Source organism: Proteiniborus sp. (genome assembly GCF_040308045.1).
Taxonomy (GTDB): Bacteria; Bacillota; Clostridia; order Tissierellales; family Proteiniboraceae; genus Proteiniborus.
The window spans coordinates 1-26,581 of sequence record NZ_JAWRHZ010000011.1; the positions used below are offsets into that span (position 1 = coordinate 1).

General features: G+C 32.7%; 26 protein-coding genes and 1 pseudogene. 3 read left to right on the forward strand and 24 right to left on the reverse strand.

Annotated elements, in window-relative coordinates:
* The 16 genes and pseudogenes from ABV008_RS01450 to ABV008_RS01525 all read right to left on the reverse strand — a co-directional run.
* Positions 1-300 (reverse strand): annotated as a pseudogene (locus ABV008_RS01450) (serine/threonine protein kinase); the annotation flags it as partial.
* Between the two features lies 1 nt (position 301).
* On the reverse strand, positions 302-943 hold the full coding sequence (locus tag ABV008_RS01455) for a hypothetical protein (protein ID WP_352418041.1): 642 nt from the start codon (positions 941-943) through the stop codon (positions 302-304).
* Entirely contained in the window at positions 936-2,621 is a 1,686-nt protein-coding gene (locus ABV008_RS01460; RefSeq protein ID WP_352418042.1) for a helicase HerA domain-containing protein, read from the reverse strand. Before ABV008_RS01460 ends, ABV008_RS01455 begins: the two co-directional genes overlap by 8 nt.
* A gap of 22 nt (positions 2,622-2,643) precedes the next feature.
* Positions 2,644-3,816, reverse strand: coding sequence for a hypothetical protein (locus tag ABV008_RS01465; protein ID WP_352418043.1), 1,173 nt, complete (start codon positions 3,814-3,816; stop codon positions 2,644-2,646).
* A complete protein-coding gene (locus tag ABV008_RS01470) occupies positions 3,791-4,591 on the reverse strand; it encodes a hypothetical protein (protein ID WP_352418044.1) in 801 nt (266 codons plus the stop codon). The genes ABV008_RS01465 and ABV008_RS01470 overlap by 26 nt, the downstream gene beginning before the upstream one ends.
* Positions 4,591-8,652, reverse strand: coding sequence for a hypothetical protein (locus tag ABV008_RS01475; RefSeq protein ID WP_352418045.1), 4,062 nt, complete (start codon positions 8,650-8,652; stop codon positions 4,591-4,593). Before ABV008_RS01475 ends, ABV008_RS01470 begins: the two co-directional genes overlap by 1 nt.
* 11 nt (positions 8,653-8,663) lie before the next feature.
* Positions 8,664-9,719, reverse strand: coding sequence for a hypothetical protein (locus ABV008_RS01480; protein WP_352418046.1), 1,056 nt, complete (start codon positions 9,717-9,719; stop codon positions 8,664-8,666).
* Positions 9,716-10,771 carry a hypothetical protein gene (locus ABV008_RS01485; protein ID WP_352418047.1) on the reverse strand — a complete coding sequence of 352 codons (1,056 nt, stop codon included), beginning with the start codon at positions 10,769-10,771 and terminating at the stop codon, positions 9,716-9,718. The genes ABV008_RS01480 and ABV008_RS01485 overlap by 4 nt, the downstream gene beginning before the upstream one ends.
* Positions 10,772-10,802: 31 nt before the next feature.
* Positions 10,803-12,224, reverse strand: coding sequence for a restriction endonuclease subunit S (locus ABV008_RS01490; RefSeq protein ID WP_352418048.1), 1,422 nt, complete (start codon positions 12,222-12,224; stop codon positions 10,803-10,805).
* A gap of 13 nt (positions 12,225-12,237) precedes the next feature.
* Positions 12,238-14,127, reverse strand: a complete 1,890-nt coding sequence (locus ABV008_RS01495; RefSeq protein ID WP_352418049.1) for an HsdM family class I SAM-dependent methyltransferase — start codon at positions 14,125-14,127, stop codon at positions 12,238-12,240.
* Between the two features lie 12 nt (positions 14,128-14,139).
* A complete protein-coding gene (locus ABV008_RS01500) occupies positions 14,140-14,502 on the reverse strand; it encodes a hypothetical protein (protein WP_352418050.1) in 363 nt (120 codons plus the stop codon).
* Between the two features lie 15 nt (positions 14,503-14,517).
* Entirely contained in the window at positions 14,518-14,748 is a 231-nt protein-coding gene (locus ABV008_RS01505) for a DUF2188 domain-containing protein (protein ID WP_352418051.1), read from the reverse strand.
* A gap of 13 nt (positions 14,749-14,761) precedes the next feature.
* Complete coding sequence (locus tag ABV008_RS01510; RefSeq protein ID WP_352418097.1) at positions 14,762-16,036, reverse strand: restriction endonuclease subunit S; 1,275 nt, start codon at positions 16,034-16,036, stop codon at positions 14,762-14,764.
* Positions 16,037-16,265: 229 nt separating this feature from the next.
* On the reverse strand, positions 16,266-16,700 hold the full coding sequence (locus ABV008_RS01515) for a hypothetical protein (protein WP_352418052.1): 435 nt from the start codon (positions 16,698-16,700) through the stop codon (positions 16,266-16,268).
* Positions 16,701-17,326: 626 nt separating this feature from the next.
* Entirely contained in the window at positions 17,327-18,202 is an 876-nt protein-coding gene (locus tag ABV008_RS01520; RefSeq protein WP_352418053.1) for a GGDEF domain-containing protein, read from the reverse strand.
* A gap of 186 nt (positions 18,203-18,388) precedes the next feature.
* Positions 18,389-18,682, reverse strand: a complete 294-nt coding sequence (locus ABV008_RS01525) for a stage V sporulation protein S (RefSeq protein WP_262429048.1) — start codon at positions 18,680-18,682, stop codon at positions 18,389-18,391.
* Positions 18,683-18,996: 314 nt separating this feature from the next.
* Between ABV008_RS01525 and ABV008_RS01530 the strand changes: the two genes are divergently transcribed.
* Entirely contained in the window at positions 18,997-19,314 is a 318-nt protein-coding gene (locus tag ABV008_RS01530) for a hypothetical protein (protein WP_352418054.1), read from the forward strand.
* 26 nt (positions 19,315-19,340) lie between these two features.
* Positions 19,341-19,628, forward strand: a complete 288-nt coding sequence (locus ABV008_RS01535; protein WP_352418055.1) for a hypothetical protein — start codon at positions 19,341-19,343, stop codon at positions 19,626-19,628.
* Between the two features lie 116 nt (positions 19,629-19,744).
* Here the strand turns inward: ABV008_RS01535 and ABV008_RS01540 are convergent, their stop codons facing one another.
* The 4 genes from ABV008_RS01540 to ABV008_RS01555 form a co-directional block, all read right to left on the reverse strand.
* Complete coding sequence (locus ABV008_RS01540) at positions 19,745-20,038, reverse strand: sodium ion-translocating decarboxylase subunit beta (protein WP_091728575.1); 294 nt, start codon at positions 20,036-20,038, stop codon at positions 19,745-19,747.
* A 50-nt stretch (positions 20,039-20,088) separates the two neighbouring features.
* Positions 20,089-20,595 (reverse strand): hypothetical protein, encoded by a 507-nt coding sequence (locus tag ABV008_RS01545; protein WP_352418056.1) that lies wholly within the window; start codon positions 20,593-20,595, stop codon positions 20,089-20,091.
* 773 nt (positions 20,596-21,368) lie between these two features.
* On the reverse strand, positions 21,369-21,659 hold the full coding sequence (locus ABV008_RS01550; RefSeq protein WP_138205098.1) for a hypothetical protein: 291 nt from the start codon (positions 21,657-21,659) through the stop codon (positions 21,369-21,371).
* A 4-nt stretch (positions 21,660-21,663) separates the two neighbouring features.
* Positions 21,664-22,572: a ParM/StbA family protein gene (locus ABV008_RS01555; RefSeq protein ID WP_352418057.1), complete on the reverse strand. Its 909-nt coding sequence runs from the start codon at positions 22,570-22,572 to the stop codon at positions 21,664-21,666.
* Positions 22,573-23,116: 544 nt separating this feature from the next.
* On the opposite strand from ABV008_RS01555, the gene ABV008_RS01560 reads away from it, so the two are divergent.
* Entirely contained in the window at positions 23,117-23,521 is a 405-nt protein-coding gene (locus tag ABV008_RS01560; RefSeq protein ID WP_236915957.1) for a four helix bundle protein, read from the forward strand.
* 186 nt (positions 23,522-23,707) lie between these two features.
* Here the strand turns inward: ABV008_RS01560 and ABV008_RS01565 are convergent, their stop codons facing one another.
* The 4 genes from ABV008_RS01565 to ABV008_RS01580 all read right to left on the reverse strand — a co-directional run bounded on the left by ABV008_RS01565 (position 23,708) and on the right by ABV008_RS01580 (position 25,427).
* Positions 23,708-23,881, reverse strand: coding sequence for a DUF6438 domain-containing protein (locus tag ABV008_RS01565; RefSeq protein WP_236915958.1), 174 nt, complete (start codon positions 23,879-23,881; stop codon positions 23,708-23,710).
* A 48-nt stretch (positions 23,882-23,929) separates the two neighbouring features.
* Complete coding sequence (locus ABV008_RS01570) at positions 23,930-24,295, reverse strand: hypothetical protein (RefSeq protein ID WP_352418058.1); 366 nt, start codon at positions 24,293-24,295, stop codon at positions 23,930-23,932.
* A 186-nt stretch (positions 24,296-24,481) separates the two neighbouring features.
* On the reverse strand, positions 24,482-24,640 hold the full coding sequence (locus tag ABV008_RS01575; RefSeq protein ID WP_272879144.1) for a DUF6438 domain-containing protein: 159 nt from the start codon (positions 24,638-24,640) through the stop codon (positions 24,482-24,484).
* Positions 24,641-24,761: 121 nt separating this feature from the next.
* Positions 24,762-25,427: a class I SAM-dependent methyltransferase gene (locus ABV008_RS01580; RefSeq protein WP_236915962.1), complete on the reverse strand. Its 666-nt coding sequence runs from the start codon at positions 25,425-25,427 to the stop codon at positions 24,762-24,764.
* Positions 25,428-26,581: the final 1,154 nt, after the last annotated feature.

The window sequence follows — 26,581 nt, forward strand, 5'->3', positions numbered from 1 at the left end:
TTTATGCCCATTAAAATATTCCATTTCAATGAGAAAAACTCCATCTACCCGTCCCATCCAGTATATAGTAATTACATTTGGATGATGATTTCCAATGAATTCTTTTCCTTCAGATAAAGTATTATCTCCCCGTTCTTGGTCCTTAGGTATTTTAAGTGCCACAATTTCTTTGCTTTCAAGATTTACAGACCTCCATACATAACCAAAAGAACCTTCATCAATAAATTCCTTTAGTAAATACTTGTCTCCTATATTCATATCTACCTGTGGGCGAAAATTAACGGCTTTCTTTTTTCTCATTTTATCCAACCTCTACCCATTGATTTAACATAAGATTATCAGCATTACCTGAAGCAACACACCGATATATTAAATACTTAGTTTTTAATGCATTAATTCCTCTTATATAGGAACCATCACTTTTTTTAAACCCATTATCAAATATGGATATATATTCTTCAATCTCTCCCGGATTTTCCCCGGCATAACTCCAATATACAAATAATATGATAGGGATATTCCCACCTAGTTGATGATAAGCAATAAGCAAGTTTTCTATTTTTTCTTTGACTTTTAAATCTTTTCTTCTATTCTTTTCATATCTTTCAAATTCGCAAATCAATATAGGGTTATTACCTTCTTTTGAATACCAAATAGAATCTGGCCTTACCTCATTAACTTTAACTTCGTAATTGGCTTGGCTCTCTGCAACCATTTGCCCATAATAACCTATTTGTGAATATGGATATACAGGACATTCTGAAAGGGATGTAATTCCTTCTACATGTCTCCCTATAGCAGTTATGTAATTAAGACCTACAGTATGAACAGTTTCTGAATAGTCCCTTATCCCAAATTGTGTCATCATAGGAAACATTTCATTTCTAATATTCCCTTCTTTAAATTCTTCTTTTATAAAATCAATAATCTTTTCCCTATTCATTGAATGTGCCCCATTCCTTAATAACTTCAGGGGATTCTCCACCATGTATAAGCGCTTTTGTCCCAACCTTTACTAACAATGGTGCAGGTATTGACCTTCCATTTATCAATGCCTCTCCTGTTGATAGAGATGGTAATTCATCAATATCAGACTTTGAGAACATATCTGATGTTTTTGCAATAAACCTTTGGTCATCTGGATTCTTTAACCTCATTGTAATGATTGTATTACATTGTGATGTAACATCTGGGTCCAGTTTCGATGGCCTTTGGGATATAATTGCAAACCCTGTACCAAACTTTCTTCCTTCTGCAGCAATTTTCTTTATAATTTTTTTAGATATACTCGGAATGCCCGCTGGTGCAAAATTATGTCCCTCTTCATAAACAAGGAAACATGGTCTTATCTGCCTTTTCTTATCCGATGCTGCTCTCAATACCTCACTGGATATCAATGCTGTAATAATTTGCTTTGCATCGTCAGATAAGCCTTGTAAATCTATAATTACAAACCTTCCTACACTCTTTCCTTTTTCCCCAATCATTTCATAAATATCTGTAGGTTCACCAATAGCCCTTGTATAAAAACTTTTTGCCTCATTTATTACTCGGGACAATTTTATAGAAGCAACTGCTGCACTTCTGTTGTTTAATGCTTTTGATTCTCCTTCAGTCAAGTTATCCCAACTCTTTAATTCTTCTAATCCTCGCTCATCTGATAAAAGATAAGTTAAATCCTGAATATCCCTGGGGGGATTACTGTACTTTGCCTTCCAATATCTTATTGCAACATCTAATACCCTTTCTTGAGCCTCAGTTAACCCAGGAAGAATAGATGATAAATCATCCATATCAAATCTGTCAAATTGCAGAGCCAAATGATGATTCTTTGCACTATATTTATAATCAAAAGAATCAATCTGAGGAGTATATACTTTCATTCCACCTCCAGCATTCAGCATCTTTGATAAGTTCTCCTGAATCTTTTGTATGCTCTCCTTTTCTTTTTCATCCTCAATATAATCGAAATTGTTATTAAAGTGTATCTCTCCCTTTTCAAATGCTTTCCCGTACTCCCCATGAACATCAAATACTACTACTGTTCCATTCATTTCTGCAACAAGTCTTTCAATAATCCTGCCTACAGTGTATGATTTACCTGAACCAGTCATAGCCAGCACTGCCATATGCTCTGTAACCAGTTTGTTTACATCAAGATAAACTGGAACTATATTGCTCCCCTTATCGTATCCAATAAGATTTCCTATATTAAGGCTAGTATTTTCATCAAATTTATAAAACTTTGATAAAAACTCATAATCAACACCATATACCTTTTCTCCTGGGTTAAGAGGTCTCCTTGGTATTTTTATCTGCCCATAATTATCTCTATACCCTACTAATTCTATGGTCCCAAACAGTGTCTCTCCTGTAATTTGCGCACCTGGTAATATTTCAAGGGATGATAACCCCTCACCCATGTTGGAGTTATATAGAATATTGCTTCTGGATATGGAAACAATTCTTCCTAGAACATAGGTATCTCCATCTTCTTCAGTTTCTCTATGTTTAATTTTTACAAACTCGCCCCTTTTAGCAGAAAAACTGTTTTCAAGGGCAATCTTTAAATCATTAGGATTCCCAGTGTTACCGATAAGTTTGCCTATGTATTTGTCCATAAATAATACTCACCTCTTCGTTTTATTCTTCAAATACATCTAAGTCTTCTTTCCAAATACTTTCTAACTCCTCATTTTTAAGCATCTCTCTTGCTTGTGCTTTATAGTATTGTAGTATAACATTTTTCCCGTTATTTGTTGCCTCAACTGGTTTTAAAGCATATTTTGCGTACCATAATGGTAATGGCATTGCTTTTTGCTGGTCAAATGTAATTAATGATATAATCTGTGAAGCCAATTCATCGAGCATTTCTGTTGTCCAATTTCCTACATCGCCTAATATTTCTACCAGAAGTGGTGGTGTAGTATTCCCTGCTTTAATGTGCATTCCCATTAAACCTACTTCCCTCAAACTTTCTGGCTCAAGCCTACAATCCTTATTTAATCCATCATATTGAAATGCCGCCGTTCTTGTCCTTTTTACAAGAATACCAGTCAGCAACCTTTTTATACCTACATCTTGAACCTGTGGCATTAAATCTTCCATTCTTCCAGTTATTTTGCTGTCAATTTCATCTGGTATGTAACATAGGTTATCTTGTGTCAGGGCAAATACAATTGCCCCAAATCTTTTTGTTCCTACTGATACGATTTTTATTCCATTTTTATTAAAAGGATATATATTATCCTTATACTTTTCCCAAAAGGATTCTATAGTGTCTCTACATTTATTATAGGCTATTATAGTGTCCTTTCTATCATCAACTGGTGCATCTGCACGCTCTAGTACCAGAGGTACATCCACCAAAACAAGTTCAGGTTTTTCATCGTCTTCCATTAAATCTTCAAGCAATTTATATACATTAATGATATCTATAAACTTTAATTTTTTCTGGTTATCTAAATCGTCTATTTCGTCTACATCTACTATACTTTCCTGCCTTGTTTTATAGATAGAACCATCATCGATGAGAACATCCTGCCGTACTGCCCCAGCGACATATAAAATTCCACCAAATGCATTAGAAGTCCTGTTAGTTGATGAAATTCCTGAAGCCTTAATGGTAAGCGGATTAATTAGTTCTATATTTCTAATCACTCCACTTTCTTTTAATGTGGGGGCTATTTTATCTATAAACCGCATTTTGGATGATAACTTGGAAACGGTGGCTGGCAGTCCCAACTGAATATTAGCAACTATACTTTGGGATATAGGGGTACCGCTTTCTTTAAATCCATCCATCTTCTTTTTCACCTCTCTTTTTTACAACCTGGATAAAGGATTTCAACTTCCTTTCCTTCACTACGTCCATACCCTTATTCGTTAATCCATCGGAATTTATATACTGATGAGCCACTAAATCTTTATACATTCCCATAGCAGTTTCCTCATCAACTGTGACTCCAAAGTATTTCTTAATTTTTTTAGACATCTGATTAACTAAATCCACTTGGGCACCTGATAAAATAATTAAATAAATATGTATATCATTTAAAGCAAAATTTTTTATCTCCACTGTAGATTCTTGTGCTGCAACATCAACCTGAAACAAGGAATCAAATAAAATTTTTAGTTTATACTCAAACTGGATTAGTCTATAGTCTAATAACGGCAGAGTAACTACCGTTATTAGACCTGTTCCTGTATTTCTTCTATAGTTAACACCAAAAATCTTTCCATCCTGCTGAAATATAGTATCTTTTACTGTGGATTCGATTTTATAACCTACTGGGATTTTATCAAAACTGCTATCTGTTTTAGTAATCAATATATCTATTGATGAATCGAAAAAGTTTTTTAAGTTCATTTCAATCCATGTGGGGGTCAGTATTAACTGATTGTTGCTGTCTTCAAGCCAGATATTTAGTAAATTCAATTGTTCCTTATCTATCCTATTTAAAAGAATACCAGGTAAAACTAGAACTCCTTTTTGAAGTGCATCCAGGTTTGCTATTTGGCAGTTATAGAAACCTTTAAGCACTCTATATTCTGTTCTGTTTTTATATTCATCTAGTATCTGAACAAACATCACAGCACCTCAACTCTTGTCTGAATCAGTTTCACTAATTCAAGTTCCCTCTTTTCATCAGGGTAATCATCCCAAGTAATATCACCATCTTTTTCAACCACCTGTTTAAAGAAACCAAAAGTAGTCTTTTTAATAGATGATGAGTTTTTAAAGAAAGATTCTCCTTCGTTGGAAAAAACATCCATTTTATCCCGTATTGCTATCTTGGTAGCCTCATATGTTGACTCTTTCGGATACTCTTCCATATTTATTTGGGCAGATATAGGATTCTTTCCTTGTACTTTTCGTACCTTGTCCAAAGTTTTTATGAGTAATGAATCATAAAATTCATTCTTTCTTGTCCTTGCCAAGTTCATCACGTTTGTTCTATAACCTTCAATGAGCCCCACATAATGCTGCATATCTTCAACACTCTTTTTAAGAAGTGCTAAAAAATCATCAGGCTTACTCAGCATACCAGGTTCGTTATCTTCAATTTCCTGTTCAAGTCCACCATTTACAAATAGTTCTATTTCCCTAATACAGTTGCTTAAGTTTCTTACTTCAGAGTGGTTTTTTAATTTTTCTGTGGCATCTGAGAAATAATCAACCCATCTTTTACTTTCAGGTAATTTCTTGTAACAGTCTATAATTGAGGTGAAGTTCTTATAGATTGTCCTGTACTCACCTATTATCCCTTTGTCATTTGCCCACTTTAACTCATTATTTTCGATGACTTCCAAGCCACAGGCATCAAGAATATCTTCAATTCGTTTATATGCTCCACTAAAATCCCCATCCATTAACTTATATGCTAGAGTATTTATATAGGAAACCATAGTACCTGTACCTGCTATAGTCATCTTTTGATAATCCGTAGAATTTTCCAACTCATTGCAATATTTTTGCAATATATTCGTTATTGGAGAAATAGGAAGCATGAATGAGCCATACTCACAATTACTCTTAATTTCTGCAATTTTATCCGTAATGCTCTTTACGGCTGGGTCTTTCAAATTATTAATATAGTCTATAAACAATCTTATATGCCTTACCCTAAACCACAAAGGCTTATCCTTATCATCAATTTTAATATCCTTTATGATATTTGGGTTATAGGTTTTGATGTTATTCCATCCATCACTATCATATACTTGATAGCAAATCTCCAAGAATTCCTCAATCTTAGAAATGACCTCTCTGAAGTTTTCCATGTTCTTATCATCTTTTTCTGATAACTTATCAACATTAATGCTATCCTTAATTTTTTCAGCATCTTGAAGTTGCACTTTATAGTAGGGCACTTGATTCTTTTCAAGAACATCCAAATAAGGACCGTTTATAACCTTCTTCATGCTGCTAATTTCCTTTTTGCAGTCATCTTCAAGCCACTTTTTAACCACAGAATACTTTCCATTCAACTCATAGTTGGATATTCTCTCTATAAAACCTTCCCTAGTCTTTAACAGAAGGTTTAAACCCATCATGAATTCTATCCATTGTTCTACAATACGTTTTGGCTTTACCTCATGTATAAGGCTAAAAAAGAACTTATTACCATAATCAGCCAAGGATTGGTTGTGGTTACCATTATACTTCAGTATCCTATTCATGCAAGAAGGTATATTTATACTATATTTGTTTTCATCCTCTTTGATGAACAATCCTGTCTCTTTATAGCCTTGGCCTTCATTCATTCTTCCTATAGAAGTTGATTTTAAAACAATCTTTAACTCCGTATATTCTGCATCTGATAGTCTCACATCTTTCTTGCTACCAAGTTCCTCAAAATCAAGGTTATATATAAGCATTCTTTTAAAAGCATTAGAAAGAACTGCTAGTTGTTTTTCATCATGCTTCTTATAGATAATAGGCCTTAAAATCCAGCCTTCTTCATCTAATTTTTCAAACCATTCTCCCGCTTTTAGATTAAAATGGTCTCTAATCTTTCGAATTCTATCCCTAAAGGTAGATGTGATAACATTTCTATTTTCTCTTATATCCAATATATCCTTATCTAAGGACATAACTTCTAAAATATCCTTTTGGAGTCTGGTTATATTAACAAATATCAAGCACTTTCCTATACCTTCATACTTTTCCTTAACAAATTTATCAGTATACTCTGTACTTATTACCGAATCAGAAATCACAATCACAGGATGAACCCCATCTTTTAAGAGCCTATTATCAAGCAATACTCCTTTTAGTTTTTCTTCATCCTTACCCCATATAATATCTACTATTTTATCACCGTGGGCATCCAGATAAGGACCCCCTTCTACCTTAGTCCTGACGCATTCAACACCATTAATAGTATAAAAACTCTCTTCAGGATAATTTATCTCTAAAGCCCTGCAAGTCCCTGAAAGAACCCTTTTCACTTCTTCTTTTCTATTTTTACTTCTTTCTTTTATTAACTCTTCAATCTCTTTGTTCTTTTCCGTATCAGGAACAAATCCAAAGTCATCTTTTTCCACCCTATATCTTTTGTCAAGTCGGCTTAAATAGGCAAAATTTGGACCAATATATTCTGCTTCCTTTGCATCTTCTTTTTCTAATTTTTCAATTATATAACTATATATATATCTTGCTGCTTCTTCAATATCTTCTTTTGGATATAACATCCTTACCTGGTCTAAAAATGTTTCTTCTTCTTTACCTACAATGTACTCATTTTCTTTTACATTAAGAGAAAAAGTTTTCAGGCTTCTAAAAAGTATACCTAGGTCAAAACTGCTACCAAAGTTATTTATAAAGTTATCCCCCAATTCCCTTTTGTAGCCCTGTGAATTAAGGTAAACGGCCAAATCATCTTTTTCTAATTTTACACGGTAAAACTCTTTAAATAACTTCTCTCCATCTTCTGCCTTGGCATCCATCATGGCTATAGTTTCTTCATCTGAATAATTGGATTTTTTCTGAGGAATTTGACCTAAAAGAGCATGTTTAACCGTCTGTCTAAACCTATCATCACACCTAATGTAATCAAAGGCTGGTTTATCAATTAGACTTTCCTTAAAGCGATTGCTGGAGTTTAGTATATTTTCAAAGATATGCCCCGTATCTCTCCTAACAGTATTATCCTCCATCTTTTGGTCTACGTTGTGCATGATAACATTAAACCAGCCAAAATTACCCCCTGCTATAGTATAGGCTGCTTCCACCAACCCCTTTGGATATTCTGGTATCATACTTTTTTTGTTGAGGAAGTATATAAAATCTGATATGTCTGCAAAGGAGTTCTGAAGCATTTCATACATTTCCGTCCTTCTATCTAGTGCACCTATACCTTGGATACTTCCTCCAATGGCTGTAGAGCATAATAAAAGGAAGGAAACCTCTGGGTACTTTTTTCTTGGGTCTTCATGTTTTATTGCACTGGTAATTACCTGAATTGCTTCCCCATCAACTTTGTTTACGAGTTCCTTATCTTTTTCAATTCCATACTTTGCGATTTCTCCTGCTGTTTCCATTTCATCGCAAATAATCATAAAATGCTCAATATCAAACTGTTTTACATACTCAATTCCTTTTCGGGTTAACTCATCCAGTCTTTCTTTACTTATTACCAATTCATCTGTATTTACATTATTTACTTGCAGCAAATCTCCTAAGGTATTCCTATCAAATCCCATAGGAATTAGAGCATCTTGAATAGATTCCATAATCTTTCCTTGAATGCTTCCATCGGATTCTCTACTTAAATAAGATAGGGCTGTATAAATACCATAAGCCACCCAGTTATCCCCTAGCAAATCAGGATGACACATTTGAGAATACCTTATGTATAATGGAAGAACCTTATCTTCGAAGTTAGGCTTAAAAATCCTTACTTCCTTTTGTTCTCCATCTTCATTAATAATCCAGCCCTTATCCATGCCAAGAGGTTCTGAGACAAGTTCAAATCCGATTCGGGATTTACCTACACCCCACTTTGAAATCAATGGAAATATAGTTGCCATCCCTGCATTTTTCATAGTCTTTGTAAAGCCTTTAAAAATATCATAAAACTCTTTTTGTCCAACCATTGGTTGGTTTAATGGAAAATCACTGGTGCCAAAGGGTGCCCATATAGACATACCCATCCCTCCTAACCTATAATTTCTAATTTTATTAATTGGTAATCTCTTTTCCCTAAAAGTCCCCTGCCATGCCTTGGCTGTCCTTGCTCATGATGCTTAATTTTAAACCTTCCCTGGTTTATTCCTGTAATAAAATAATGGTCAATCCACTGTTCTTCCGTCATATTACTTTGGTTATCGATGCTGGTTTTAAGCATAGAGCCTACAATTCCTATTGGAAAAAATCCTCTTGCATCAGAATATTCTTTTATTAATTGTTCTAATATTTCTAATTCATCTGCATTTGCCCCATTTACTAGACTTTCATACACACTTTGACCTGCGTCATTTTTTATTTTCTGCTTATCTAAGATGTACTTTCCATCTTCATATTCAATAATCCAGCCCAAATAATCAAATAACAGCATCGGTATTTTTAAATATGTGCTCATGGAGCCTAATGAAGGATAATTCTTGTTAATTCCTCTAAACATTATTTCTTCTGTTTCATCTATGTTAAGTTCCTTTCGCCAGAAATCTCCTAATATTTTTAAAGTGTTTTCACTCATTAAATCATTTATATTTACTTCTTCTGGTTTATTGCTAAATACATAATATTCCTTGTTGTTAAAGGTTATATAAGCCTTGGCAAAGTTTTTCATATATCCTTTTTCAAAAATAAGTTGTCCTCCATTTAACATTGCAAAAACAATAGTTCTAACCCTTACAGAATACTTTAATAATTGACTTGCCAGTACCTTTTCCCATCCTGCATTTTGTTTGTACCCCTCTAACAGTTCAATAGCACCCTCTGTAAGTTCGTATCCATCTTCATTTTCTTTAATAAAGTTACATCCAACGATAGTTACAGAGTCTTTTGTCTTTTCAACCCCAAACAGGCCATATACCTCATCAGCATTTACAATTCTTCCGCTTTTATCAACCTTGTAATCTAAATAGTCCCTGGCTATATCTTTTTTACTGGTGCAAAGTATTTTTTCTGGTAAGGATTTTAAGATTTCCGCCCATCTTTCTATGTTGGATGGCTTTACCCAGAATCTATCAGTACCTATTTTAATAATCATAATGTATTCCTCAACTTTTCTATGTAATCTTTAAGGGTGTTTTTAAACTTTCTGGAACGGTTTTTAATAATAATATCTTTGGAGTATATCAGGTCCTTAAACTTTTCATTAAGGACATATTCTCCATCTTTAAAATCTATTTTTTGTTCATCCATCATATCAAAAACCACCTTGTATACTTCTGGAGCCTTGTCGGGGAATAAGTACATATCATTCTCTAAACAAAACTCATATACAAAATCATTAAGCCTTCCTACCCTAATCTCTCTTCCCTTTGTATTGAAAATGTAAAAGTCTAAGGCTTGTACTGCATAGTAGTTGCTGTGGTCTGTCGGCCTTATGGCTAAGCCTTCAAAGCCAGCCGTCTGATATTCCAGGGCTACCATAGTCAACAAAGTCAAAAATGTTTTCCACGGGTAAGAAAGAACTTCTCTCACTGGTTCCTCCACTGGGAAATCCCTGTATTCGTAAGGGGTAAATGTATATTTGTTTTTCTCCTTTAACTTTGCAATAGTTATAGATGAAGTTACTCTTCTGCCTTTTGTCCATATTTCATTAGGATTATTTCCCACATAAGCCGAGTCTACATCTTCTACGTTCTCTGCCAATTGTATGGTCTTAAGTTTGTTAAGTATTGAGGGATATTGAGGATACCCATTAAATACAGCCTGATAAAAACCCTTTATATCTCCTGTTTCCTCTATAACCTCATCTTTTATCTTTAATATGGTTTCGGCAAATTCAGGGATACTGTCTATAAACTCATATAGGGCTTTGCTGTCTCCCCTCTTACCTATAATACATGCCTCTACGTAAACCTTTTGCAACAGTTTATGCAATAACGGAGGATAGAAACAGAGAAGAGAGGATATAAAGTCTTCTTTGTTTACCTTCCCACTAAACTTAATCCATTTTTTTGTAATAACTAGTCTATCTTCTATAAGCCTAATAAAGTTTTGGTCTGTAAGGTATTGTAAATCTATATTATTTTTTATTTCTCCATAATCATATAGGAAGTTTAAACTTTTAACCAACTCGTTTATGTTTATCAAAGGTTTCACCTGCCTTTGTTCTATATAAATTCTAATTATTCACCTTAATTTTTGACATATCAAAGTTGCCTTCTATTAAATCTTCTACATCTTGCTTGGCTTCTTGAATTAGTTGTTTTGATTTATTAATATATTTATAGCCTAATTCAACAGCATTTTTCATAATATCTAACTCTTCTAAACTAAAGTCCAAAATAGGAACTATGATTCTTGAAATATCCCCTGGATAAGAGTGCGCTGTCATTCCTTTTACAGTCCTTTGAATTTGGTAATATCCCCAGTTTGATTTCATATATAAAAATAAATAATACGGATTAATTTTGTCTAAATTAGGCTTTATACATGTTATTTCTGTTGTTGACACATATAAATTCCTTTCTAAATTAATATTAACTTTTTCCCCTATATATTTTGCTAAATGAGCGGAATTTCCCCATACAATGCTATATTTATCAATTAAATGCCTAGTGTTAATATTTTCATCTATATATTTATCTTCATTGCCTACAATAAACCAGTCTCCCAATTCGCCAACCCCAATGTTCATATACTTTCTTTTCTCATTTGTAGTTTTATATGTTTTCCCATTATAGATATTAGAATCACATAATTTATCTAAAGTTTTTAAGACAAACCCCTTACTTTCTAACTGTTTCTGTAATATAAAATATTTTTCTTTATAATATTCACTATCTATTCTTTCAAATACATCTTTTTCTTTAATAAAGTTTACAGTGTAGTTTTTTTCATCTTCTAATTCAATATTATTTAATTTCTTATATATAATCTCTTCAGCCTCTTTTTTTAACCTTTTCGCTTCTTCTCTCAACTCTTCTGCTTTCCTAACCTTATCTCCTATGCATTTTTGGATTTCAGGAGATGGAATGGGAGTAAAAATTTTTTTAATATTACTAATTAGTATTCTTCCCCTGGTAGAACCAGAAGAATAAGAGTTAGTAATTTTAGTTCCAAAGTTTGAATTTAAGTATGACATAACATAGTATGGGTCGATATGGGATTTTAATTGCAGTTTGGCTAAATCTCCACGAATATTATAATTACTATATTCATTATTTAACACACACACTGTTCCTAATCTTCCTGTTTTTGTAAACACTAAATCTCCTGGTCTACATTCAGACCTAATAATTCTTTTATTGGCTTTTTCTGATATAAATACTAAATTCGAATCTTCAAAACCATACTCTGTGATGTTCTGAACTCTAATAAATGGAACACCCTGTTCTACATAATCTTCCTCTAAAATATCTGAACCAAAAGGTCCATCTATAATTTTGTTACATATATCATCAAGTGTCTTAATTTGAAAATCAGTACTCTCTTTTTTATATAGGTCAAATAAACCCATATTAATCTGTGTTATATATGAAGATGAATCCATTCTATCATCAATGAATTTACATTCCACCCATGCAACATTATTAACCTGCATTGTTCTCACCACCCTACTCCATATCTTCTGGCATACCTTTTTTATAAGCCTCCACAATCTTTAATAAGTCATTATGGTCATCTCCTAACTGTATCTCAACATTCTGTTTTACAGTAAAACCTACTTCATCTGCTACTGCCATGAATACTGGTCCCTGTTTTTCGCCTGGATGTTCTTTTTTCTTTAGGTATAGCAAGGAAGTCTTTGCACCTGCTCCTGAAAGTCCAAAGGTTTCCTGAGGGAGACTTACAACCGCTTTCAATATTGCCTTACCGCCTTCAAATTCACCTGTTACAGGGTTTTTCTTACCCATAATATATTCACGGACATACCTATCTCCCGAGTTTGAGAGTATGCCATCTGGTACAACTATCATAAGTAGTCCACCTGGTTTTAATAGTTGAAGATTTCTATCAATGAATAAAACTGCCGGGTCTACGGAATTTACTTCTTTCCACTTCCCTCTACTATCTGGCTTTGAACCAAGACATAGATATTTTTGTTCAGGGTCATTTTTTAACATTCCATCTTCGTCTATACCTTCTGAATAACGTTCAATAATTTCAACACCTTCTGGATTTTCCACTGTTGTTTTACCTTTTTTAATTGTTTTTGAAACTCCAGTTTTTGAAAATGGAGGATTTGTAAGGATTACATCAAAGGTTCCTGACTCAAGTCTTGTATTCACCAAAGAATTTCTTGTTTGAAAAATTGGGCACTTAGGCGCTCCATGAAGTGCCAGATTAATCCTTGCTTTAAGTATCATCCCTGGAGAATTATCTGCACCAATAAAACTATGTTCTTTAATTTGTTCAAAAAGTTCCTCGTATTGCTTCTTATCTCCTGTTAATTTATTTAGGAGATAATGCTCAGTTTTTTGAAGCATTTTTATTAAAAACCCTGCAGAACCACAGCACAAATCACCTATACGCAGAGTAGGTATTCCTTCTGAATCTCTTTCTATTAATTTCGCAGCCCCGTCTTTGGTAAGGTCGTGCAGAACCATTTCTGCCCCCGCTTCCGTTACTTGTCTTGGAGTAAGATAAATACCCATTCCACCTTTATTCTCAAACTTTCCTCGGAGCAGCACGTCAAAGACTCTACCTAATACATCCCCTGTTAAATCCATTAAATTAGCAGGTCTCTCTACACCGTCAATTTTTATTGGTCCTAAATTCTGAAGGGCTTTTAATACAGCAATATAGATATTCGGGTTTTCAAGTTTCATATATTCATCTTGACTAAATATATTTGCCTTTTCTCCATTATCTAAAATGGCAACATAATCAGCATGGTCTTTTATCTCTTTGAAGGCTTCCCTAATCTCTTGAACTGCCGCATCTTTATATTTCTCTACATATTCATATCTAAATATTTCATTAAATAGTCTCCCTGCCACATTTCCTTTTGCCAATCTATATTCAGGATGATAAAGCCTAAAGGTCTCCATAAAAATAAGTTTGCTAAACTCATCTATTACGTCATTGGAGTTGTTCACGTGGTCTTTCATTCCATAAATCATTTCATGGAGTCCATCAAACTTCTCCTGTAATTCTTGATATTTTCTTATTGACCATTTATCCCTATCAGTAAGTTGCCTTTTCCCTGAATAGAAGTCGCTTTCATCTTCAAAAACCGATGGGATTTCTGAAACAGCCTTTTCTTCTCCTACAAGCACATAAGCATTACTTGTACCATTTGTAATCCAAGCATATGTAGAAATAGGGTCTGTTACCATTGCTTCATAAGTTATGGCTGTAACCAATTCTGGTTTCAACTGCTCTTCATCCACTTTTTTTACATACACAAATATATCTTTATGATTGGCTATAAAGGCAGTCTCATCAATATCCTTTATAGTTTCATAGCCAAGTTCCTTTATTTTATCCTTTAACTCTTGCATAGTAAGTCCTCCCTAATTTTTCGTTCTCATTAAAACAGCACCATTGGAATGTATTATATATTTACCACTAGATTCTGCTATCTTTGATATTTCTTCTCCACTTACTGTAATATCATTTGGTACATACTCCATAATCTTTCTTATAGGTGCAACAGGTTTACCATCCATTACTTTATCCACTATGTCTAATATAATAGTATTTAGATTATTTCCTCCAGCACTGTATAGGTCCCCAGTCTTTTTGATATTGCTATCCATCAAAAGAAATAGTTGTAATTGTGACATATTCCACTTAACCCCAGCCTCGTTTAGTCTTTGGTGTAATTCTTCAATAGGCTTAGGAGTTTTTAGTTGCTCATATATTGTTTCTACCAAAATACCCACCTCCAATCAATGTTCCTTATCTCTTGGCGGACACGGGTCATTTCCATAACTATCTTTACTTCTTATTTTTGCATCTCTCCCTTGGATAATTAGTTCTGATTTTTGATTCTGGGCAATTCCCTTTGCAACATCCATTGCTTCTTTTTGCGTATCAGTAACTTTAGTTGCCCTTTTATTACCTTCACCTTTAACTGCCCACTTATCACCATGTTTTACTACCCATTGATTTTTTCCCATACACAGCACCCCTTTATTTTTGGTTTTTTAACTTGATTAAATAACTCAACATTTTTTCCGTTATTTGTTCCTCCAAACTACCTTCTAGTCTTGGTATTTTGATTTGTTCAAAATCTTTTCTCTGAATAAGTTTATATAGTGTTCCTTTAGTAAACATATTTATCTGATTTAAAATTACTGGCTGCTTAAACAAAAACAGAAGATAATAGGGACTAATATTTTTAGGAACCAAGTTATACAGCGCATCTGTTGTTACCATGCCATCAAACTCTTCCGTGATAAGCGCTGATACATGTCCCTTAGTCCCTGTGGCACTTCCTCCCTTAGCAGTAACTACTTCGCCATCCCTGACAATATATCTCATTCGATTACTTAGGTTACCATAAAAGTCCTCATGTGTTTCTTTTATTATTGATAAATTAGGGTCAATATCTGCCAATAAAAAATACTTAACTTTTTGGTTCCCACTTATATCAGGTTTATTTGCCCTTTTAATTTCTGCAACTTCAGCGATTCTCTGCCATTTCACATTTCCTGTATTTTTATGAATCAACCTATACAATTCAGTGTAAAAATTCGAATAATATTCAGGGTCTAATCTATGGCTATCAAGATGTTTCATAACATAAAAACATTTTAAATATTCCTCTTCGCCTTTATAATGAAGTACTCTAGAAAATATAAGTTCTGCTGATTTATATAATTTTTCAGCACTTGAATACGGACTAATGTCATACCAGTCATCATCACCATATGTGTCAAAGCCTTCGGGAATTAATAATTTTTCAATATCCTCTACAAAGATTTTATTTAGGATTCCTATTTTTATGGAGTTTAATAATATTTGGCCTATGCTGCTTTTTAGGAATTTATATAGCCTTATTTCTTCTCTCTTGTCTTTTAAAGAAATTTTAATAATATCTGATGTTATAACGTAGCCTTCCAAGGCTTCATTTACATATATTATTTGTCCCGACTTACCTGAGGCTGTAACCAATATATCTCCATTATTTATAATGTCTTTCTCTCTTACTACTTCTGGTTGTACTATTTTAAGTTCATTAATATATATAACTTCATTTCTTATATCTCCTGGTGCAATGATTCTATATCCATCTTTATCCGTATAATACTCTTTCCTAACTCGAATCCCACTCGTGATTTCTTCACAAATATCACTTAATACTATAAGGGGATGCCCCTTCAACAACCTCTGTATTTCATATTGCTGTACTACATAATCATAAGAAATTCGCTTTCCATCCATTTTATCTGGGGTAATAAACATATAATCCAATCAACTCACCATCGCTCTATAACATAATTTCCCCTCTAATTTGCTTTCTTTATGAATATAATATTACTATTTTCAGGAAAAGTCAATGGTTTTGTTCCCAATTTTTTTAAATTAAAATATACACTGGAACTTAAATTAAAAAACAGGATATACATCCTGTTTTTTAAGTAGTTCTACATTCTTTTGTCCAACATATTTACGTTATAATGAAACTTAATTATTAATCCTTATCCCCATCCAAGTGTTCACAAATATATTCCCACACCTCATCGATGCTCTGAATTCGAGTCATTTCAGCATCAAGCGCACTCCTAAGCATTTCATCTATTCTACGAACAGATAGGTCTCCTTCAACTAAATAAATGTCATAATATCCTTGCCCTATAAAACTAATATCTGCTTCTTGTAATACCATTTCATTTTCTGATAGTTCATTCTCATCATCACATTCTTCATCAAAATAATTGAGTTCTCTTATGTATTTTTTTGTTTTCTCTATTAACTCCTCTTTAGTATTAGCGAAAATTCTGGCATATTCAATGTTATCATCATAATGATAGTTTTGGACTTGTCTCATATATTGTTGGTACTCATTATAATTGGTTGCAAATTCATTTCTCCCTGATAAATTATCTAATTCCTTCTCAATATTCAAAAGTTCCTTATACTCCGCTATACACTCTTCCAAATAACTTTTACTGAAATTATAATAATAGGTCATAGTTCATCATCCTTTCATGAGATTTAATTGTTATTTAAAAAGCAAAGGGACTTCACAAAGTCTTTCTAGAATCTTTTAACTTATTTATGTGCATTTTTATCCCCTACATTTTTGTAGCATAACACATAAAAAATAGGTAAAACCAATTGTTCGTAGGTCTTTAGTGCTGTTTTTGCATGTTTTTTAAAAACTTTTTATTTTTTCTTTATAACTGACGCTATTTATGCTTAAATTTGGCATTAAAAAACTGCCTACTAAAAAAGTAGACAGTTCCTCAAGGAAAAGATACTATGACAAAACCTGATATCGGATTTGGATTTATATTGTAATTACTATAATATCCCTATGTCAAGTTTATTTTTTATATTCTTAACCCTTTAACCCAAATCCCTTAACCCTATAATTATGTATATTAGTGAAATTAGGGCAAAGGCTTAAGGCACAAGGGCTTTGGTGGGTTTCCATGCGACAAAAAAAGATGTTGGGAAATTACATAAATACTAAAAGGCAAGTACTTCCGTTCAAACGAAAATGCACTTGCCTATACTTATCCTTAAATCTTATCTCCTATATTCACTATGATTAGTAATAAGTTTATCTAGTTTTGTGCTTATTTCCAACAGTTCATTGTTTATTGCTACATTTGACTCCTGAACCACTTTTTTGTTTATATTATCTGTAAGCATTTCTATTTTCTGTTTTAAATCCTTTAATTCATCCGCTATATGTTTTACTTGAGCCTTTTTTCCATTCTTCTCTTTATACAGATGGCTATCAGCCATATCAATCACCTTTTCCAGTTCGTACATAGAATCTGCGTAGGCTGAACCTGCGCTTATCTTAATATTAATATTTTCTCTTTCACATCTTTTCCCGATACTTTCCCTGATTCTATCTATTACCTTTTGAGCCGCACTTTCTTTTGTATCTGCAAGTAATATAAAAAACTCATCCCCACCACTCCTTATTCCGATATCCTGTTTTCTAATGTTTTCCTTTATGGCTTGCCCGACAATCCTTATGGCTTTATCTCCAATCAAATGACCTTTGGTGTCATTTAAACACTTCAAATTATCTATATGAAGAATAATTAATGTGAAACGTTTGGGCATGGAACAATGCGATATATATGACATCAACTGTTCCCAGTAATTTCGGTTATGCAGTCCAGTCAACGAATCTATATACGCATAGTTTTGCTGTAATTGAATAAGAATCAAATAATATACTGCTTTATCTAAATTAACTTTGTCAACAGTTACAATATAACGCTTAATCCTGTAATCAATAGTATCATTAACAGGTAAATGGTTAAAGATATTTATAGCCTCTAGATACTCATAGGTAACATCCCTATCGATATTGCTATAGCAAACTATACATTCTTGGTTTATCAATATACATACTGTCTTTCCTACATTAGTAAAATTCTCCATTTCATATTCTCCTATATAAATACAAAGATAATAAATTGAAATTAGTAAATAATGATATTTAGGCTATATCTATTTTTTTAAGCATAAAAAAACACACTTCTCCTTCACTTAATTCAGTGTAAGAGAAGTGTGTCCTTCCCGACAGTATATCCACATATTACCGCATTTCAGTCACTAAAACAAGAATCAATACTTTTTCCTTTGTCCAATTATAGTCCAGCGAATGGCTGTCTTAGCAATGGTATCATGCTCATGTGTTAGTGTATCTACCTTTACATAGTAAGGCCTTATATAAAACTTGTAACCCATCTTTAGCAATCTTTCAGTAAACAAAATTAAAACTTTTACCGTCTGATAACTGGCCTTCATGCCGATACAATCGATATTTACAGCCAAGTTTTGCTTTATCTCTTCTAATGCTGCATCTACAACAGCATTGATATTGCTGTCTCCCGCAACTTTAAGCACCTTTATATTCATATCTCACATACCTCCATAAAGAATTATCTGAGGTATGATACAGGTTACTTTAAAACTATTTCAAGTTTTTTATATTGCATTACCCACTTTCTTCTAGTCCCAACATCCAATATAAATTATGGCTCCACAAGAAGGTATGAACAATAATATCCTGAATTACAAAAATTCCTCTATTGTTCATACCCTTATCTATCTTACCAAGATTAAATAAGCATACCAAATAATAAAAAGTTCTCATTAGTTCTAAAAAACACTTGATTTCTTAATTATTCATTTAATAACATGCATAAAACAATTAACGGAGGTGATTTGCCATGTTGACAGTAAATGTTCCCAAATTTTATTCAATTTCTTTAGAAAGCACTCTAAATTATACACCATACTCTCAAAGACTTGAAAAAACTGTTGCTGCAATATCAAGATATGCAATTAAATGTCTTAATGAAAAGGTAAAGATAGAAAATCTGTCTGAAGATAAAATAATCGAATTCTACCTTACTAAATGTCTTTTAAGCATATCATCAAATCCTGTATGGATTCAAAACGTCAATAAACATAAACTGGATAAAGACTACCTTTATATTCTGCTAAAAAAATATTTCTATCAATATACAAATAATTTTCACCTTTAAAAGTCAAATAAAATGGAGGTGACATCATGAAAAACAAACATCTTAAACAAGAAATTAATAGACTCCTAACTTCTGTAATGCAAACCTTTGGTAAAGATTCCAGGGAATATCGGGATGCCGAATACTACTTCGACGTCCTTGAAACTGTCTACCATTACAACTACAGTGATGGATTAGACTTACTGGATGAGTTAAAGAATTTGCTATGCAAATTATCAGATAGAATACCTGAATTATCATCTAATATGTTCACACAATGCTATCCAAATATCAGTGAGATGATAAAATGTCTTGAGGAATGGCTATCTGATTAATAATCTTATGGCTTTTCAGTTTTTCTGAAAAGCCTTTTTACATAATATCACACTGTTTTTTTGCAATAAAAAACCTGCATTTTGCACACTTTTTATTGTTAAAATATGGTCCTGGATTATGATTTTTTTACTGAATTTTTAACCGCAATTAAATATATAACTCCCAAAATCGCTAATGCTGCAAAGATAACTGTAACCCAGTGCGAAGAAATTTGACCTGACAAATAAATTGCTGTTGGTCCGTCTGCACCACCTATAATTCCTACTGAGCCCGCATCTCTTATATCCTTATTAAGTTTATATGATAAGTATAATGGCAATAAGTAACTGGAAAATGCACTGATAACGGCTATTAAAGTGCATGTAACGGTAACTGCTGTAATTGCCTTCGTTAATTTCCTATTTTTCATATCTTACTCACTCCATATATATTCGTTTTTTATTAAGGCATCATCTTTTGCTACTTACTTGTTTTTATAATATTTCTTTCATCTGCTTTATCAATGTCAAATAGAGAGTCATCGTTTATAACAGGACTATTAATCTGTATAAAATCCACATCATTCCTGTCAAGAGTAACATCTAGAACTACTTTATTATCTTTTACAAAAATTAGTTTATGAAATATATCATCATCCAATGGATACTCTCCGAGCCAAGTTTTATCACATATTAGATAACCGATATAAGTGTCCGCTGTAGTCCATTTTATGCCTATTACCTTCTGCATTTCTGTTCTACTAATATAAGGTCGTATAACATACATTCTGTCCCATTCAAAAGGAGTTATATTATTCATATCAAAAGATGAGTTTTGCTGGACAGTTGTCATCAGTTGACTTTTGAAACTTTCTAAGTGCTCATTATCGATTCTTTGACTACGATAATTTATATAACTTAATAAAAACAGTATCAAAGGTATTATTAAAAATGCTGTTATCATGATAGTTTTCTTTTTGATTTTCATATCTTTTCACCTCATAAAGGTTACATGTGCCATTACGCTACATTTTTTCAGGATTATATTTACTATTATATTGTATAACCAAAGTTATTGATAGAATCTTTTTATATAGATATATAGATTTTTAATAAGAAAATGGGTAAGAAGATTTAATATTTCAATAACTACTACCATATTATGTAGTTCCTCATTCCAAATTCCCTATCTCCTTTTAACCAATAACCCTTCTTCACCATTCTAATTATGTTTTAGAATCACTTTTTTACTCCTTTCTCCTTAAAACCATTTCTAGCCCTTGTTCCTTAATAAAAATGTATAAAACCTATCAAATTGCTCCGTTTCCTATATAAAAAGGCTGCTTTCTAATAATTCATTCTTACTTATCTTCTTATTAAGGAAAGCAATTCTAAAATCGAGTTTCGCCCCTTAAAATGCAAAATATTTTAATATAAAAACAAAACAGAGGAAATAAATTGCTACAGAGCAACCATTTCCTCCATTTTGTCCGCTTATTAACACTCCCTAGAATGTCTGCATTAAAAGTATCATATTGGATATTATTTGTAAAGTGTATACCTCGTCGTTTCTTATCTGTAAACCTTGGTTCCTTTTAGTACCCAACTTTTTATTCCAGTTCATTTAGGAACCCCATAGTAAGGATATAAGTGATATGGGGTAAAAAAATATCCTAATGAAATTTATGGCTTATTGTATACTTATCATATATATTATCCAAGAAAAAAGCAGGAAGTTCTAAACTTCACTGCTCATAATGGCTATAGACTATCAAACATGCTGAATATGTCATCAGACAATACAGGCTGAGCATAATCATCATTATCTTTTTTACTGTTCCCTATAGTAATTCCTCCACATTCCGCTATTGCTTCCTTTAAAGCCTCCTTTATTTTCTCCTTATCAAAATCCTTATCATTTTTCCCCGTAAAACTTAATACTGCCTTAATAACGTAATCCGTTTTATATTTCTGTGCAGAAAGTATGTTATATACCTTAACATCTTCCTCTCTATCCATAGAAAAAGACAGGTTTATTCGTTTTGTTACCATAGCATCACCTTCTTAATTCTTGTTCAAGCAAAATTTTGAACCCTCGTGCATTAGCAAACTGGTCAAGAAAATCTGCATACCTTACTTTTGTGGATTCTTCAATGTATTTCCGAAGCATCACACTTCCACCGCCCGTGAAAATGGTAGGGTTGCGGAATTCAAACCCATATTCTTCAACTTTGGCTAATATATTTTCTACGTACTCTTCTGACATCACTTTAACCATTTCCTTAACATCCGCCTCAAATATAACAGGTTCCTTTCCCGCTATAATATCTTGTATTTGAATTTCAGTTAGCCTAATATTTGTTTTTAAAAGTTCCTGCTGGATATTCGCAATTAACGTAATAATTCCGTCAGGGAGTGAGCAACACGATGCAGTGTCAATTATCCCGTTCTCCACTCTAAAAATATCTACAGTATAACCGCCAATATCTATAACATTACATAATATATCCTTATAACTGTTAAATACCGTAATAAGCGAAGCATACCCCTGTGGATACACCCTGCAATCAATAATATTAATTGCATAACCTTTTTTGTTAAAATTAAATTTAACATCCTGTCTTAAAAAATATTCCCGAAATTTTTTCTTAAGAGTTCCATAATTGACAATTGGAAGTCCTACTCCTAGAATTACATCTGATTTATCTTCTATCCTCGCTATATTTACAGCATCTGCAATTGCAGGTAAAGACATAATGAAAGTATCCTGATTAACTGTCTTATCCATCTGGACACTCAATCTATTACCTCCGATGCTATAAAACTTACCTTCATAAATTAACAAGTTGCTCGCTGAGATTGGCTCACTATTAGATTTAGTAAATCCTGACTCAACAATATAGCCCTCACTTGTTTTTGTACATTTGTTTCCATTATCAAGTCCCAATAAAATCCTGTTTCCCATAGTAATTCCTCCATTTCTTTAATAAAATTTAAGTTCCTTATCGTTCTTTATAGTCGATGATTTTTTATAATTTCAAGTATTTCTGCAAAAAAAATTGCTCACCCAGCAAACTAGGTAAGCATACAAAATAAAATAATACGGAGGTTATTTCATTAACATTGTAAAATGCCTTCATAAACGTAAACATATATTTTATAATAAATCATTCTCCACAAAGTCAAGTCTAATTTCTACTTTTTTAACTTTTTCCTTATTTCCTTTTACCTAAATCCCTTTTATATATTATGTATTTAGTAAATTTCTTCAAGCCCTTTAATTTACGGCATTCGTAGAAGTTTTTAAGCGACAAAAACTAGTTTAGGGTATATTAGGGAGAAGGTTTATTGGGTTAAGGAACAAGTATATGCACTATATTAACTTTTACTACAACGCCTTAACCCTTATACCTTCTTAGTGATTTCTTTACATAAATTCTAGCATTAAAATTTGACTTATCCCTGCCCTTCCGTATAATGTTAAAAATCAATTTGAAAGGATGAATTCTATGAGTGAAAATTTGTATATAAAAGATTTTAAAAGCCTGAAAGTATGGCAGAAGGCGAATGTTCTTGAGCAGGATATAAGGGAATTGGTTAAAGGATTTCCAAGTTGTGAGCAATATAGGCTTACAGACCAGTTAGTACGGGCTGTTAGGAGTATAGGGGCAAATCTTGCAGAAGGAAATACACAGTTGTTTATTAAAAAAGAAAAGGTCCATGCAAATGCTGCCCTTGGCAGTGCAGGAGAAGTAAGAAATCATCTTCTTACTTCTTTGCAGAATAATTATATTTCAAAAGAACAATATGAGATTCTGGATAATAAAACAACCGAGATTATCAAAATGCTTTATGGTTACATAAAAAGGTTGAAACTGGAGATAGGTAATGATTCGGATTTTAGTGACTCCTAATAATGGTACAACAAGGGTTAAGGTTTCAATTTGTACCTTAGCCCCTTATGCCTTATTCCTCCGTCTAGCCTTCCTATACGCATTTTTTTAGCCCTACAGGTAATGTTGCCCATTTTAAAATTAGTGCAATCAATAAGAAAAAATGCCTTGGAAGGCCGCTAATCCTCCAAAGCATTCTAAAAAATCCTAATAACTTACCCCTTCTACCTTTTTCTTTGATACCTTCCAATGATGCTCCCCGCTCTTATATACAAACATTTCTCCATGATAACTTACATTACCCTCATTATCTACTATTACACTATAAACAGGGCAAGTTCCATAGCACACTGTTCTTTGCAATTTTATGTATTCGAACATGATAATCCCCCTATTAGCCTTCATATTCATATACTTATTTACAAAACACTATATTCCATAGTGAATTAAGTGTTTATCCTCACTAATTGCATTAGATAACTTTTCAATAAGCAATTGAAGTTCCTGCGATTGATAACAACTGTTTGCCTTGGACCATTTGTTTTCTTCAAAAGAATCTATTATTCCAAAATCATGCTTAGCCAAACTATCACCCCCTGCAAATGTGCATTCAACCTCTTTTTTAGTCGAACATTCAGCGGCAAATTCACAACCATAATGTTCCGCTGAAAAAACATACTTATCCTCATCCATGAAAAAGATGCTAAACCATTTTATCTTGTCTTCCTCATCAAAAGGATTATGTATTAATTCAATTACAAATTCTTCTGTAATTTCTCCAGTGAAAACTTTCATGTTATCTATACCTGTATCAAGAATTCTTCCAAAAACTTCTGCTCTTTCAATGGCTGTTTCTTCATCAATCCAGCAGTCAATTCTAAAATGAGTACATTTTTTTAAAAAATAAGATGGTAATGGTCCCCAAAATTATAATTAGTTGGAACTAGCATTCCATTCTTAGTTTTACGTCCTTGTGATATCTCAAAATGTATAGAATACTTTTGCACTTGTTATCCCTCCATTACGCTTTATAATAATTTCCCCATTATAAATTACATTGCCCTCGTTATGTACTATTACACTATAAACGGGGCAAGTCCCGTAGCACATTATTCTTTTCAATCTAATATATTCAAACATGATAGCCCCCACAATTAGTGCACATAATAAAATACGACAGAACTGAATCTAAAGTTATGTTATATCATCCCTAAAAATTAGAATTTATCGAGCATGGTTCCACACCATAATCAATACATCATTATATTCTCTTAACAAGCCAAAACATTCTATTATATTGTTCATATTCGGGATAATAAATTTCTTCGTATTGTCTTATATCAAATTTTCTTTCAAAGAACTTTATCCATTCATCTGTTGTATTATTCCATAAAATCAATCCATCATCAAGTAAATTATCCTTTACAACCTTTATATTCCATTCTGATATTTGTTCTGTTGTTACGTATGGATTCACTTTAACTAAAACTTTACCATTTTCTTTTAAAACCCTCTCCACTTCATTCATTAGAACCTCTGCATCATCAGGATACAAATTATCTATAATATTAGATAAAATCACTGCATCAACCTCTGAATCATCTATATTCTTTAATTTATCAATTCCGCCTTGACTAAAATCAAATTCTCCTTGCGTCATTTGCTCTGCTCTTTTTTCTGCAACTTCAATTGCCTTTTCTGATAAATCAATTCCAATATTAAGTTTTGTTCCATTTATAGCACATAAAAATAGCATAGTGCCATTGCCACATCCAAAATCGAGAATTTTCTCTGTCCCATTACAAATCCACCTAATTCCTTTATCAAGGGTTTCATTTCCAGAGGTTGACTTCGTTGGAACGTTAGGTATTTCCTTTGAAAAAATATTATTCCATTCATTCACACATTTATCATACTTGTTATTCATGATTATCCCCCTTTAATTTTTAATCAACAAATTACTATTTATTGAGTTGTTTATATCGTTCATATGTTACATCTTTTTACTGCTATGATAAAACTTAAGAATATTGTTATATTCATATTTTACCAAACCATACCATATACCTTTATTTTACACTATATAGCCTGTAAAAGCACCTACTTCCTTACACCTTACCACTTTTTAACCAATTCCTCTAATACCCTCTTAACCCCTTCCACAACCAGTTTCCTATATTGATATAAATAATACAACTTTATTTTCATTTTGATAGAATTTTCCTTACAGAAAAAATAGGGCATGTTCTATAGGAAATGCAAATAAGGTCCTAATTTCTTTTCCCTTTTATCCACATTTCCCTTATATTTTATATACTTTATCCCCATTCTTGTATCAAGAAATGTGGGTAAAACACCATCTAAAGAACTTTATTTTCTTTTTGTAACTACTTTTCTGCAATACAAGGACTTTTCTGTTTCTAGAATTTTTCACCACATCGTTTTTAGAAACAGAAAAAAAGGCCTATGTTATATAGTAAAAGTAAATAAAGTCCTATTACAAATTTCCTTTAATCTCCTTATTCCTTTAACCTTAAAACTTACCTAAACCCTGTATTCCCAATACTTTTCCTGATTCCTTATCCCTTCAAATACCACTACTTTATTTTCTTTTTATAACAACTAATTAAGTCCTATATCCTGTCTTTTTTATTTCCTATATTCCTTACCCCTTTTTCCTTGTTCCTAACTATGTGTTCATCAAACAAACTCCTCACCTTTTTCAAATAAAGTTCTCTCACCAACGCCCCTCAAGCCCTTGAAAACACTGGCTTGTTATTCTCTTCCATTTATCCATTTAATTCCTTAATCCTTGAACCTGCACCACTAAAGTACTTGTATTTCTTGATTTTCACCTCAAAAAATGAAAATAAAGTTCTATTAGGATTGAGGGTTAAGGGAGAAGGTTTAAGGAGAGTTTTTATCCATTTCTCCTCTCCATTTTCCCCTCTTTCTTATCTTCCAATCCATTGATTTACCTAGGTTCCAGCCTTATTCCTTATACCTTTATCCCAAAATATCCTAACAAAAAAACATGGCTTACCCGAGATTCCTAATCCCTAATAAACCATGTTTCCTGAA

Excerpts from the sequence above, each read along its gene's own strand:
- ABV008_RS01455 (WP_352418041.1), bottom strand. The coding sequence starts at position 943 with ATGAATAGGGAAAAGATTATTGATTTTATAAAAGAAGAATTTAAAGAA.
- ABV008_RS01460 (WP_352418042.1), bottom strand. The coding sequence starts at position 2,621 with ATGGACAAATACATAGGCAAACTTATCGGTAACACTGGGAATCCTAAT.
- ABV008_RS01470 (WP_352418044.1), bottom strand. The coding sequence starts at position 4,591 with ATGTTTGTTCAGATACTAGATGAATATAAAAACAGAACAGAATATAGA.
- ABV008_RS01475 (WP_352418045.1), bottom strand. The coding sequence starts at position 8,652 with ATGTCTATATGGGCACCCTTTGGCACCAGTGATTTTCCATTAAACCAA.
- ABV008_RS01480 (WP_352418046.1), bottom strand. The coding sequence starts at position 9,719 with ATGATTATTAAAATAGGTACTGATAGATTCTGGGTAAAGCCATCCAAC.
- ABV008_RS01490 (WP_352418048.1), bottom strand. The coding sequence starts at position 12,224 with ATGCAGGTTAATAATGTTGCATGGGTGGAATGTAAATTCATTGATGAT.
- ABV008_RS01495 (WP_352418049.1), bottom strand. The coding sequence starts at position 14,127 with ATGCAAGAGTTAAAGGATAAAATAAAGGAACTTGGCTATGAAACTATA.
- ABV008_RS01505 (WP_352418051.1), bottom strand. The coding sequence starts at position 14,748 with ATGGGAAAAAATCAATGGGTAGTAAAACATGGTGATAAGTGGGCAGTT.
- ABV008_RS01510 (WP_352418097.1), bottom strand. The coding sequence starts at position 16,036 with ATGTTTATTACCCCAGATAAAATGGATGGAAAGCGAATTTCTTATGAT.
- ABV008_RS01520 (WP_352418053.1), bottom strand. The coding sequence starts at position 18,202 with ATGGAGAATTTTACTAATGTAGGAAAGACAGTATGTATATTGATAAAC.
- ABV008_RS01525 (WP_262429048.1), bottom strand. The coding sequence starts at position 18,682 with ATGAATATAAAGGTGCTTAAAGTTGCGGGAGACAGCAATATCAATGCT.
- ABV008_RS01530 (WP_352418054.1), top strand. The coding sequence starts at position 18,997 with ATGTTGACAGTAAATGTTCCCAAATTTTATTCAATTTCTTTAGAAAGC.
- ABV008_RS01535 (WP_352418055.1), top strand. The coding sequence starts at position 19,341 with ATGAAAAACAAACATCTTAAACAAGAAATTAATAGACTCCTAACTTCT.
- ABV008_RS01540 (WP_091728575.1), bottom strand. The coding sequence starts at position 20,038 with ATGAAAAATAGGAAATTAACGAAGGCAATTACAGCAGTTACCGTTACA.
- ABV008_RS01545 (WP_352418056.1), bottom strand. The coding sequence starts at position 20,595 with ATGAAAATCAAAAAGAAAACTATCATGATAACAGCATTTTTAATAATA.
- ABV008_RS01550 (WP_138205098.1), bottom strand. The coding sequence starts at position 21,659 with ATGGTAACAAAACGAATAAACCTGTCTTTTTCTATGGATAGAGAGGAA.
- ABV008_RS01555 (WP_352418057.1), bottom strand. The coding sequence starts at position 22,572 with ATGGGAAACAGGATTTTATTGGGACTTGATAATGGAAACAAATGTACA.
- ABV008_RS01560 (WP_236915957.1), top strand. The coding sequence starts at position 23,117 with ATGAGTGAAAATTTGTATATAAAAGATTTTAAAAGCCTGAAAGTATGG.
- ABV008_RS01565 (WP_236915958.1), bottom strand. The coding sequence starts at position 23,881 with ATGTTCGAATACATAAAATTGCAAAGAACAGTGTGCTATGGAACTTGC.
- ABV008_RS01570 (WP_352418058.1), bottom strand. The coding sequence starts at position 24,295 with ATGAAAGTTTTCACTGGAGAAATTACAGAAGAATTTGTAATTGAATTA.
- ABV008_RS01575 (WP_272879144.1), bottom strand. The coding sequence starts at position 24,640 with ATGTTTGAATATATTAGATTGAAAAGAATAATGTGCTACGGGACTTGC.
- ABV008_RS01580 (WP_236915962.1), bottom strand. The coding sequence starts at position 25,427 with ATGAATAACAAGTATGATAAATGTGTGAATGAATGGAATAATATTTTT.